Below are 11794 nucleotides of genomic sequence, written 5' to 3' on the forward strand. Positions count from 1 at the left end.
GTCAATCTTTGCGGTACATGGTGACCACGGCCGCGCCACCGATACCGATGTTGTGCTGCAGGGCGATGCGCGCACCCTCGACCTGACGCTGCTCGGCCTGGCCGCGCAACTGCAGGACCAGCTCGGTGCACTGTGCGAGGCCAGTGGCGCCGATCGGGTGGCCCTTGCAGAGCAGGCCGCCGGAAGGGTTGACCACAAATTTACCGCCGTAGGTGTTGTCGCCGTCCTCGACAAACTTCTGCGCGCCGCCTTCTGGGCACAGGCCTAGCGATTCGTAGGTCAGCAGCTCATTCTGCGCGAAGCAGTCGTGCAGCTCCACGACGTCGACATCCGCAGCGCCCACGCCAGCCATCTCGTAGACTTTGTTGGCCGCCGCGCGGGACATGGAGTAACCAGCGAGATCACGCATGTCGCCGGAGGTGAAGGTTTCCACGCCGTCGGTAGTCAGGGCCTGACCAGCAATGGACACGCTGCGGTCGAGGCCGTGTTTCTTCGCGTAGGACTCGCTGCACAGCACCACAGCGCCGGCACCACAGGTCGGCGGGCAGGCCATCGAGCGGGTCATCACGCCCGGCCACATCACCTGTTCGGCGAGCACGTCTTCGACGGTGACGATCTTGCGGAACACTGCCTTGGGGTTGTTCGCCGCGTGGCGGCTGGCCTTGGCACGGATCTTGGCGAAGGTTTCCAGCGGCGTGCCGAAGCGCTTCATGTGCTCGATGCCGGCACAGCCGAAGATGCGCAGTGCGGACGGGATTTCCGCCGCGCCCGCAACACCTTTGTCACACTGATCGAGGAACAGCTCCAGCGGGCTGGGACGGTCGGCGAAGGAGCTCGGGATGGCACCGGGATTCATCTGCTCGAAGCCGAAGGCCAGCACGATGTCGACCATGCCGCTGGTGATCGCCTGATTGGCCAGGAACAACGCGGTGGAGCCGCTGGCGCAGTTGTTGTTGACGTTGATCACCGGAATGCCGGTCATGCCCACGTTGTAGAGCACGCGCTGGCCGCTGGTGGAATCACCGAAGACATAGCTCGCGTAGGCCTGCTGGATCGACTCATAGCCGACGCCGGCGTCCGCCAGGGCCATGCGCACTGCTTGCTCACCCATCACCGGGTAGGTATCGCTCTGGCCGGGCTTGGTGAATGGAATCATGCCGACACCAGCAACAACGACTTTCTGCATCATGCCTTTCTCCTCTCGTTTTTCTGTTAGTCACCAGTAGAACGCCGCCCCTGACGGGCAAGGCCGGCGCGCGGTGAAGTCATGATTTTTAGGGTATGCATCGCTTGGAGCCACTTCCCCCCCCCTCCAGGCAGTCGCTTGGGGGGGGACCGGAATTGGACGCAAGGCCGCTCGACCTAGCGTGGCGAGCCGCAACGGCCGTGCGGTCAGGATCAGCGGCGGGCAGGACCCGGATAGATCGCCGGCTCCTTGGCCGTGAAGCGGCGCACCGCCTCGGCGTGATAATCACTGGCTACGCACAGCGATTGCGCCGCTGCCTCGAGCTGGGTCAGCGCCGCCCGATCCGTCTCGAAGGAGCGGTTGAGAATGGTCTTGGCCAGCGCCAGGGCCCGTGGTGGCGCCTCGTCGAAGCGCTGCGCGTAGGCGAGCGCGGTGTCCAGGAGGTTTTCCACCGGCACAACGGCCTGGGCAATACCAAGCGCGACGGCGTCCTCGACCGCTACCGGGAGCGCAGAGAAGACGATTTCCTTGGCCTTGGCCAAGCCGACCAGCCGTGGCAGCACGTACATCATCGACAGGTCGGGGACCAGGCCGAGGCCGAGAAAGGAGGGCAGCAGCCGCGCCCGCTGACTGAGGAACACGAAGTCCGCCGCCAGCGCCAAGGAAAAGCCGGCACCCACCGCCACCCCATCAACTGCCGCAATGACCGGCTTCTCCATGCCGACCAATTCGGCAAACCAGTCCTGCGAGGCCAGCACCACGTCGCGACCGATGAAAGCCTTCTCACTGCTACTGGCGCTTCCCAGATAGGCCCCGGAACAGAATGCTCCACCCGCGCCGGTAAGCACCACCGACGCCACCGAACGATCATCGCGCGCGCGCCTCACGACCTCGGGCAAAGCCGCCATGATCGCCTCGTCGAGCGCGTTCTTGGTCTGCGGTCGGTTTAGCGTGATCACCGCCGTCTTGCCGACCTTCTCGAAAACCACCGCATCGTCTGTCACGTTGCTCATCATCTGCTCCCCAGGGTTGTATCGGTCCGACCGCCCGTCTGGCGGCCAGGCGCTGTATGGCAGTGCGAACCGCTTACAGGTTGCGCGAGATGATCAGCTTCTGGATGTGGCTGGTGCCTTCATAGATCTTGATCACCCGCGCATCGCGGTAAAAGCGCTCGACCGGGAAGTCGGTGAGGTAGCCATAGCCGCCGTGAACCTGGATCGCATCCGAGCAGACCTTCTCGACCATCTCGCTGGCGAACAGCTTGATCAACGACGCTTCCTTCGGGCAGCGGATCCCGGCCTGGCACAGGCGGGCGGCGTGCAGCATATACACGTGCGAGACGTCCACCTGGGTCGCCATGTCGGCCAGATCGAAGGCCACGCCCTGCAGATTGATGATCGGCGCGCCGTAGGCTTCGCGCTCCTTGGCGTATTTCACCGCGGCTTCCAGTGCCGCACGCGCCACACCGGTGGCCAGCGCAGCAATCGCCACACGGCCTTCGTCCAGACCGGCAATGATGTGTTTGTAGCCGGCCCCTTCTGCGCCCAGCAGGTTGCTCACCGGCGTACGGCAGCCTTCCATCTGGATCGCAGCCAGGTTGGCCGTGCGCTGGCCCATCTTTTCTTCGTTGCGGGTGACCACGAAGCCCGGAGTGCTGGGGTCGACCATGATCAGGCTGACGCCTTTCTTGCCAGCGGCCTTGTTGGTGACGGCCACCACGATGGCTACGCCCGCTTCGCCGCCGTTCGAAATGAACTGCTTGCTGCCATTCAACACATAGTGGTCGCCATCGCGGCGGGCCGAAGTGCGGAAGGCGGCAGTATCCGAACCGGCGTGCGGTTCACTCAACAAAAAGCACCCGATCTTTTCCCCACGGATCATGGCCGGCAGCCATTGGCGCTTTTGCTCCTCCGTGCCGTCCCGGAAGATCGACAACGCGACGGAGTTGTGCACATGCAGGGCGGTGGCAAAACCGGCATCGACAGCGGCAAATTCTTCGATGGTGAGGCAGTACTCCGGGAAGCTGAGGCCGACACCGCCATACTCTTCCGGGATGTGCATGCCGAGAAAGCCGAGCTCGGCGATAGCATTCAATTCCTCCCGCGGCCAGGCGCCAGTGCGGTCGCGCTCGGCTGCAGTCGGCGCGACCACTTCCTGGGCCACCTTGCGGGCGGAATCGCGGATCATGACTTCCTGCTCGCTCAGGAACGCTGCAGATGTATCGCTCATTGTCTTCCTCGTCTGTCTGGGGCTGCTACCGACATGCTGTCTTGCAGTGCGGCCTGGTACACGGCCGCGCATCACAGGCGGCCAGCGATGGAGGACCGTCGGATCGACCACACTTACAGCATGAGATGACGACCGCCAGCGTCGCTCCTTCCCTATTGGGAGGGGATACCCCCCCCCCCGACAGCTGAAGTGACAGGCGAACACCGCGCCCAGCAGACATAAGCAAAGGGACCAATGACAGGCGAGTGCAACCGGACGCAGCGCGTCCAGGAGGCACTAAATCGAAGGATTGCAGCCATCGATTGCCGGCTGCCTACTTGAGCAGACCCTGCTGGCGGGCCGTGGTGATCGCGCCATAGCGACTCGACACGCCCAGTTTCGCGAGAATGTTCTTCACGTTCCACTTCACGGTGCCGAAGGTCAGGTTCAGGGTCAGGGCGATACGCTTGTTCGACATGGCCTGGGAGATCAGGCTGAGAATTTCCAGCTCGCGCGGGGTCAGTACTGCCGGTTGCCCGCCAGCGGTCTCCCGCGACAGCGCCGCACCCGGCGCGCCGTCCTCGTCAGCCAGGTGCGACAACAGGTCCGCCAGATACTGCTCGGTGAAGGTGTCCAGTGGAATTACCCCACGCAGCCGCTCAAGCAGCTGCATGGCCTCGCTCTCGTCGAGCAGAGTACGGACCAGCCCGAGCGTTGCGCCGGTCTGCAGCGCCTGGGCCAGGGCGGCGGCCGCGGTTTCCGTCTGACCTTGAATGTCATGGGCGAGCGCGGCGAGCAGATTGGTCTTCACCATGGCCCGCCCCCGACCGTAGCGCTCGGCAAAGCGCCGAACCTCGGCCAGCGCCACCAGCGCGGCGGCCGGATCGCGGTCGGCAATCGTGATGCGTGCCCGCACGAGCGCGCTGATCGCGGCAATCTCCCCTTGCGCGCCAGCGTTGCCGCCCTGCGCCTCCACCAGCGCCTGCAGCCGCGCCATGAGTTCGCCAGCATGCCTACGATCGCCCAGCGACAGCAGCATGGCAGCCTGTTCAGCGATCATGGTCGCCTGCGGCCGGCTCAGGCCAAGCAGGTGGAAGTGCGCCGCCTGATCCTCAAGGAAACGCAGCGCCTCCTGCGGCTCGCCGCGCAGTACTTCGATGCGGGAGCGGCACAACGAGGCGCGCGCCATCACGTCCGGCATCGAGAACTGCAGGATGCCCGAGCGGTTGGCCAGCACCGCCAGCGCGTCGTCGATGCGATCGAGCTCGTAAAAGGCGTCGCTCAGCGTCGAAGCGCACAGATTGGCGGCCACCGAGCCACGGCCATAGGCATTTTCGGCACGCGCCAGCACCCCTGCGCCGATACGCTCGGCTTCCCTGACACTGCCTTTGGTCAGGTAGGCCAGGGCGCGGTTGCTTTCGAAGACCATGGCCATGTCATTGTCGCGATCGTCCGGGTTGATCGGGTTGTCATCGAACAGCCGCCGTACGTCCTCGAAACGCCCCATCGCCAGATAGGCCACAACCAGCGCCGACAGGCTGATGTAGCGCAGCGAGCGATTCTCCACCGGCGCCTTGAGCGCCGGCTCGAGCAGGTCGATGACCCGTTTGAGGTCGTCGAGCTGCATCGCCACCGCGGCGTCGGCCAGGGCGAAGCGCGAGGAAATCGCCGGGTTCTTCGCCGCCTCGGTGCGGCGGATCTGCTCCAGCCAGCGCTCGGCCTTCTCCGGCCGGGCCGTGAGCGCATAGGTCAGGCAGCCCAGGACGAACAGCCGCGGGTGGGAGAACAGGGTTTCCTGCGGCAGGCGGTCGAGCAGGTGCAGCATCGGCCCGATGTAGGCCATGCTCCAGGTGGTGGTCGCGGCCTCTTCGAGGGCACTCACCGCATAGTCGAGGTCGCCGCTCAGGTTGGCGTGACGAATAGATTCGGCCAGGAAGTCATGCTCGGCGAACCACTGACTGGCCCGCCCATGGAGCGCCTCGATCACCGCCTGCCCCTGCTGCGCCAAGCGCTGCGCAAGGAACTCGCCAAACAAGGGATGGAAGCGGTACCACGGCAGACTGTCATCCGAGTCAACCCGGTAAATCAGCAGGTTCTCGTCCTCGGCCAGCTTGATCAGCTCAACCGCGCGCGAGTCTTGCGCCACGAACTCCGCCAGCTCGGCGTTGAAACGCCGGAAGATCGAGATCTTCTCCATCAGCTCGACCAGTTCCTCGGGCAGGCAGGCCACCACGTCCTCGGCGAGGTAGGCCTGCAGGTCGGACGACTTCCACAGCAGCGAACGCAGTTTGGCGCGCTTGGCCGGACGCACGCGCAGCATGGTGGCGATCGGTTGCAGGCTGGCCGGCCAGCCTCCGGTCAGATCATGAATCAGGCGCTCCTCATCGGCCGTCAGCGCCAGACTAGTGAGGTTCTGCTCGAAGAAAGCCCTAGTCTCATCCAGATCGAAAGGCAGCTCGGCGAAGTCAATTTCCGCCACGTAGCCCTGCATGCGCAGCCGACCGAGACTGAGCGGCGGAATGGTGCGCGAAGCGATCACGATGTGCAGATTGGCCGGGCAATGGTCGAGCAGCTTCTGGATCAGGCGATGGGCCGAAGGTGCTTCGATGTGCTGGTAATCATCGATCAGCAGGTACAGCTCGCGGCCGATCTCCTCAGCCGCACGGGTCACCACGGCGACCACCGCGTTCATCGACTGGTCGCCGCCGTCGGCATTAAGCATCTCGCCGTCGATCTGGATGCCCAGGTGCTGCAGGGCCGCCAGCAGGTAGGAGAAGAAGCTCTGAAACTCCTTGTCGTCATGACTGAACGACAGCCAGGCAACCTCGACCCCTGCCTTCATCAGCACCTGCCGCCATTGTGCGAGCAGGATGGTCTTGCCGAACCCCGCTCCGCCGGTAATCAGCGTGGCGGTGCTGTCCTGCGCCTCGCGCAACCGCCCGAGCAGGTGCACACGCGGGATGTGCCGCGTGTTCAGTCGCGGTGGCGAGAACTTCGTCGCGACCAGCAGATTCTCGGAGTTCATTACGGTGGTTTGCATCGATTGATTGCTCCGCCTTGCGCATCGCGCCCTACCACGGAGGGCCGACCGTCAACACCATCATGGCACGTTCGGGGTGATACCCGGCAAGCATGCCGCAAAGCCGCCCATCGTGACAGCTACAAGCCTGACTACACCTGGCAACACCCACACCCCAGGCACCAGCCTGACGCGATCAGCCACTCCCTGCATCCCTTAAACACCGGTCCTAGGGACGCTCTGCTGAGCCGATGGTATGCCCGCTTCGCGCGCCTGACACCCACTCCCCTCCCCGCCCGTCCATTAAGGGAGGGGTCCGGCAAAAAGCGCCTGACGTAATGTCCCATCTGACCAAAAACGCCATTTGAATGCTGAGCGAGGATAAGAAATGAGCGAGTCGGTTTCCTTTGAAGTGAAGGGCCAGGTGGGTTGGATCACCCTGACCCGTCCGAAGGCGATGAACGCCCTCAACCGCGAAATGCTCGACGCCATGATCGAGACCCTGAAGGGTTGGGAAAATGACGCCAGCGTGCGCGTGGTGGCCCTGACCGCCACCGGCCGGGCGTTCTGCGCCGGCGCTGACCTGAAGGCCGGCGGCACCCCTCAGCCGGGCGAAATGGACCTGCTGGACACCATCGTGGCGTTCTTCGACCGCCTGCGCGCCTTCCCGAAACCGGTGATCGCCGCGGTCAACGGCCTGGCCCTGGCCGGCGGCCTGGAAACCGTGCTGTGCTGCGACTTCGTGATCGCTGCCGAGAGCGCCAGCTTCGGCGACGCGCACTCCAACTTCGGCGTGTTCCCAGGTGGCGGCGGCGCTGCCGTGCTGCCGCGCAAGATTCCGGAGAACATCGCCAAGTACATGCTGTTCACCGGCGATGCCCTGCCGGCTGCGGACATGAAGCAATATGGCCTGGTCAGCGAAGTGGTGGCCGACGCGGAACTGGTCGCCCGCGTCCAGGCCATCGGCGACAAGCTCGCCGACAAGAGCCCGCTGGTGCTGCGCAAGATGAAAAAAGTCTGCGACGAAGCCACAGACAAGAGCCGCGCGGATGCGCTGCGCCACGAACTGCTGGCCCTGCGCGACCACCAGCGCTCCTACGACATGGCCGAAGGCGTGCGCGCCTTCGCCGAGAAGCGCAAGCCGGATTTCAAGGGCTATTGATCCCGTCACTCAACTAATAGCCATGATCTAGCGAGCTAGAGCAGAAGCCGGCGTTCCTAACGCCGATATGCCGACGCGCAGCAGATCATGCAGGAGCAGAAATGGAAAACGTCTATATCGTCGGCGTGGGCATGACCAAGTTCGGTCGCCACATTGACAAGACCGTCAAGCAACTCACCGCATGGGCCGTTGAAGACGCCCTGAAAGACGCCGGTTGCGACCGCAAGTGGGTCCAGGTCGGCTTCTTCGGCAACTGCACCCAGGGCCACTTCGATGGCCAGCACATGATCCGTGGCCAGGTGGCCCTGCTGCCGCTGGGCCTGGGCGGCATCCCGATCTTCAACGTCGAGGGCGCCTGCGCCTCGTCGAGCCACGCCTTCAGCCTGGCGGTCACCCAGCTGCGCGCTGGCGCGGCCGATGTCGCCATCGCCGTCGGCGCTGAGAAGATGTTCTACAGCGACAAGATGAAGATGTTCTCGGCCTTCGAATCGGCCTGGGACATCGAGACGTTCGAAGAGAACAAGAACTACCTGGCCGAGATGGGCAAGGGCATCGTCCCGCCGGAAGGCTCGCAGTCGAAAAACCCCTACAGCCCGTTCATGGACGTCTACGCAGCCCTCGGCCGCGGCGGCCTGATGGAGCGCTATGGCATCACCCAGCGCCAGTTGGCCGCCGTATCCTCGAAGAACCACGGTCATTCGGTGCACAACGAGCGCTCGCAGTACCGCAACGCCATGAGCATCGAGGAAATCCTCGCCGCGCCGCCGATCACCTACCCGATCACCCTGCCGATGTGCTCGCCGATCTCCGACGGCGCCGCCGCGGCGATCCTCTGCACCGAATCCGCGTTGAAGAAATACGGGTTCGACAAGAGCCGGGCGATCAAGGTACTGGCCTCCGTAGTGCGTTCGGCCTCGGTACGCGCCGCCGATGATTTCGACAATGGTTGTACGCACCTGGCCGGCAAGGCCGCGTTCGAGCAAGCCGGGATCAGCCCGCAAGACGTCGATGTCGCGGAAATTCATGATGCCACCGCCATTGGCGAGCTGCTGTCGATGGAAGCACTGGGCCTGTGCGAACCGGGCACCAGCGGTGAAATGGCCGAGAGCGGCGAAACCACCCTGGGCGGCAAGCTGCCGATCAATCCGTCGGGCGGCCTGGAATCCAAGGGCCACCCGATCGGTGCCACCGGCATCGGCCAGATCTTCGAGCTGGTCGAGCAGCTGCGCGGCAACTGCGGTCAGCGCCAGGTAGACGGTGCGCGCATCGCCCTGCAGGGCAATGGCGGCGGCCTGTGGCGCGTCGAGGAAGCGACCGAGCACGTCGGCATCTTCAGCCGCGTCTGATGATCCACGGGCGCGGCCCTTCCCGGCCGCGCCGCAACATTTGTATGCATTGATTTGAGGTTAACGAGATGACAATTCGCTTCGACGGCCAAGTGGCCATTGTTACCGGCGCCGGCAACGGCCTGGGCCGCATTCACGCTCTGGAACTCGCCAAGCGTGGCGCCAAGCTGGTGATCAACGACTTCGGCGGCAGCCGTGACGGCACCGGTTCTTCCACCGACTCAGCCCTGGCCGTGGTCGAGGAAATCCGCCAGGCCGGCGGCACCGCCATCGCCAACGGCGCCAACGTCGCCGACTACGAGCAGGTGCAGGCCATGGTCGCCCAGACCATCGCCGAGTTCGGTCGCGTCGACATCCTGATCAACAACGCCGGCATCCTGCGTGACAAGTCCTTCGCCAAGATGGAACTGGCCGACATCCACGCGGTGATCAATGTCCACCTGATGGGTGCGCTGTACTGCTCCAAGGCCGTCTGGGACGTGATGAAGGCGCAGAACTACGGCCGCATCCTGATGACCACCTCCGCTGCCGGCCTGTTCGGCAACTTCGGCCAGGCCAATTACGGCGCAGCCAAAATGGCCGTGGTCGGGCTGATGAACATGCTGGCCATCGAAGGCCGCAAGAACAACATCCACGTCAACACCCTGGCGCCGATGGCCGCCACCCGCATGACCGCCGACGTGATGCCGGAAGAACTGCTGAAGGCCAGCCGTCCTGAGCAGGTCACTCCGGGTGCCCTGTACCTGGTCAGCGAAAACGCTCCGACCAAGCTGGTCCTGGGTGCCGGTGCCGGCGTGTTCACCGCCGTACGCATGGAAGAGACCGCCCCGGTCTACATCTCCGACGCGGAGCTGTCGCCGGAAGCCATCGAGGCCCGCATCGAGCAGATCACCGACTGGACCAGCGCCGGCCCGCGTGACGACGCCAACCAGCAGGTCGCTCTGTTCATCGACACAGCGATGAAGGCCATCAAGGGCGCCTGAGCCTCTTGTCCGCGCCGGCAACCCCGGCGCGGCGACTACCCGGGCCCGGCCACCCTAGCGCAGCCGGGCTCTCGCACAGAACAAGAACCCGTAGAAGGCATCGATAGGTCCGGCAAGCGGGAGGAACGGCAACCCTGAAAGGGCTGCAACCTGCAAGAAGCGGCTTATCATGGAAAGCGCCAACCCTTGGCGATAACCGGCCTGGCTGCAACTCAGGAAGGAACACAACCATGACAACAATGAATTTCTCCCGCACGATCGGCAACCTTGCCGTGCGCTTCGGCGATCGCGAGGCCCTGGTCAACATCGAGCGCAACCGCCGCTACACCTTCCGTGAACTGCACTCGCTCGGCAACCGCATCGTCAACATGATGCGTGACCGCCTGCAACTGCGTCGTGGCGATGTCTACCTGTGCATCCTCGAGAACGACAACATTTCTCTGATGCACGCCTGGACGGCCCTCAAGGGCGATGCCGCGGGCGCCTTCACCAACTTCCGCGATTCCTTCGAGGAACACCGCTGGCAGGTGGAGTTCATCCGCCCGAAGGTCGTGTTCCTGGAAAATGCGCTGCTCGACCGCTACTTCGACATGCTGCGCGAACAGGGCATCACGGTGGTCTGCATGGACCCGCCGGAAACCCGCCGCGATGGCCTGCTGTATTTCTGGGACCTGCTGGAAGGTGTGCCGGAGGAGAATCCGGATGTCGAGAACGACGCCGTGAATGATCCTCTGGTGTATCGCTTCACTGGCGGCACCACCGGCAAGAGCAAGTGCGCCAGCTACACCATCGACAACTGGATGGCGCTACGCGACTCCATGTACATGGAGAGCGAGCAGCCCTACCAGCCGGACACCCGCTTCCTGCACATGGCGCCGATCAGCCACGGTTCCGGCCTGGGCCTGCTGCCGACGCTGTTTCGCGGCGGCTGCACGGTGACCCAGAACATCCCCGACATGGTCCAGCTGTGCCGCAACATCGAGGCGGAACGCATCACCATGACCCTGCTGGTGCCAACCATGATCTATCGCCTGCTGGAGATGCCGGAAGCCCGCCAGTACGACCTGTCTTCGCTGCGCACCCTGGCCTACGGCGCCGCGCCCATGAGCCCGACCAAGCTGCGGCAGGCGCAGGAGCACTTCGGCAACGTCTTCATGCAGATCTACGGCGCCACGGAAAGCCTTCACGCGGTGGCCATCCTCGGCAAGAACGACCACCTCAGCGCCACCGAGAAACAGCTCGGCTCGGCCGGCCGCATCGCCGCCGCCGCGGAGGTGATCATCGTCGACGACGACGGCAAGGAAGTGCCGCTCGGCCAGACCGGCGAGCTGTGGGTGCGCTCGCGAGGCACCATATCCGGCTACTACAACAACCCGGAAGGCACAGCAGCCGAGTTCGAGAACGGCTTCTGGAAATCCGGCGACCTCGGCTACATCGACGACGAGGGCTTCCTGTTCCTGGTCGACCGCAAGAAGGACATGATCATCACCGGCGGCTTCAACGTCTATGCCGTCGAGGTCGAAGCGGCGCTGAACTCCCACCCGGCCGTGTCAAACTCAGCGGTGGTCGGCGTACCGCATGAGGAATGGGGCGAAGCGGTTCACGCCGAGGTCATCCTCAAGGCCGGCGCGCGAGTCTCGGTCGAGGAACTGCAGGAGCACGTCAAGGCGCGTCTCGGCCGCTTCAAGGTGCCCAAGTCGATTCTCATCGTCGACAGCCTGCCGACCAGCGTGGTAGGCAAGGTCCTGCGCCGCCTGGTTCGCGACAAGTACTGGAAGGCTGGCGACCGCCGGATTTCCTGATGATCAGGGGCGATTCGCCCCTGTGCTTTGCGTCTTGAACAATGCTGGCGTCTCTACGAACGTCAGCGTTGTTCAAGGCTTTTTTATT

General features: G+C 64.2%; 8 protein-coding genes. 4 read left to right on the plus strand and 4 right to left on the minus strand.

All coding sequences use genetic code 11. The features are described from left to right. Window position 1: 1 nt before the first annotated feature. The 4 genes from F3I16_RS13345 to F3I16_RS13360 form a co-directional block, all read right to left on the minus strand. Complete coding sequence (locus F3I16_RS13345) at window positions 2–1189, minus strand: lipid-transfer protein (protein ID WP_160494081.1); 1188 nt, start codon at window positions 1187–1189, stop codon at window positions 2–4. Between the two features lie 209 nt (window positions 1190–1398). Then, window positions 1399–2199, minus strand: coding sequence for an enoyl-CoA hydratase/isomerase family protein (locus tag F3I16_RS13350; RefSeq protein WP_178116670.1), 801 nt, complete (start codon window positions 2197–2199; stop codon window positions 1399–1401). 73 nt (window positions 2200–2272) lie between these two features. Further along, on the minus strand, window positions 2273–3415 hold the full coding sequence (locus F3I16_RS13355) for an acyl-CoA dehydrogenase family protein (RefSeq protein WP_160494328.1): 1143 nt from the start codon (window positions 3413–3415) through the stop codon (window positions 2273–2275). A 313-nt stretch (window positions 3416–3728) separates the two neighbouring features. Then, window positions 3729–6434: a LuxR C-terminal-related transcriptional regulator gene (locus F3I16_RS13360; RefSeq protein ID WP_160494082.1), complete on the minus strand. Its 2706-nt coding sequence runs from the start codon at window positions 6432–6434 to the stop codon at window positions 3729–3731. Window positions 6435–6801: 367 nt separating this feature from the next. On the opposite strand from F3I16_RS13360, the gene F3I16_RS13365 reads away from it, so the two are divergent. The 4 genes from F3I16_RS13365 (at window position 6802) to F3I16_RS13380 (ending at window position 11706) form a co-directional block, all read left to right on the plus strand. After that, window positions 6802–7575 carry an enoyl-CoA hydratase/isomerase family protein gene (locus F3I16_RS13365; protein ID WP_160494083.1) on the plus strand — a complete coding sequence of 258 codons (774 nt, stop codon included), beginning with the start codon at window positions 6802–6804 and terminating at the stop codon, window positions 7573–7575. Between the two features lie 101 nt (window positions 7576–7676). Further along, window positions 7677–8921 carry a thiolase family protein gene (locus F3I16_RS13370; RefSeq protein ID WP_160494084.1) on the plus strand — a complete coding sequence of 415 codons (1245 nt, stop codon included), beginning with the start codon at window positions 7677–7679 and terminating at the stop codon, window positions 8919–8921. Window positions 8922–8989: 68 nt separating this feature from the next. Then, on the plus strand, window positions 8990–9904 hold the full coding sequence (locus tag F3I16_RS13375) for an SDR family NAD(P)-dependent oxidoreductase (RefSeq protein WP_160494085.1): 915 nt from the start codon (window positions 8990–8992) through the stop codon (window positions 9902–9904). 230 nt (window positions 9905–10134) lie between these two features. After that, window positions 10135–11706: an AMP-binding protein gene (locus F3I16_RS13380; RefSeq protein ID WP_160494086.1), complete on the plus strand. Its 1572-nt coding sequence runs from the start codon at window positions 10135–10137 to the stop codon at window positions 11704–11706. The last annotated feature ends 88 nt before the right edge of the window (window positions 11707–11794 follow it).

Source organism: Pseudomonas sp. L-22-4S-12 (assembly GCF_009799935.1).
Lineage (GTDB): Bacteria > Pseudomonadota > Gammaproteobacteria > Pseudomonadales > Pseudomonadaceae > Aquipseudomonas.

Coding starts and splice junctions, on each gene's coding strand:
- F3I16_RS13375 (WP_160494085.1), top strand. CDS start 8,990: ATGACAATTCGCTTCGACGGCCAAGTGGCCATTGTTACCGGCGCCGGC.
- F3I16_RS13345 (WP_160494081.1), bottom strand. CDS start 1,189: ATGATGCAGAAAGTCGTTGTTGCTGGTGTCGGCATGATTCCATTCACC.
- F3I16_RS13370 (WP_160494084.1), top strand. CDS start 7,677: ATGGAAAACGTCTATATCGTCGGCGTGGGCATGACCAAGTTCGGTCGC.
- F3I16_RS13355 (WP_160494328.1), bottom strand. CDS start 3,415: ATGAGCGATACATCTGCAGCGTTCCTGAGCGAGCAGGAAGTCATGATC.
- F3I16_RS13365 (WP_160494083.1), top strand. CDS start 6,802: ATGAGCGAGTCGGTTTCCTTTGAAGTGAAGGGCCAGGTGGGTTGGATC.
- F3I16_RS13350 (WP_178116670.1), bottom strand. CDS start 2,199: ATGAGCAACGTGACAGACGATGCGGTGGTTTTCGAGAAGGTCGGCAAG.
- F3I16_RS13360 (WP_160494082.1), bottom strand. CDS start 6,434: ATGCAAACCACCGTAATGAACTCCGAGAATCTGCTGGTCGCGACGAAG.
- F3I16_RS13380 (WP_160494086.1), top strand. CDS start 10,135: ATGACAACAATGAATTTCTCCCGCACGATCGGCAACCTTGCCGTGCGC.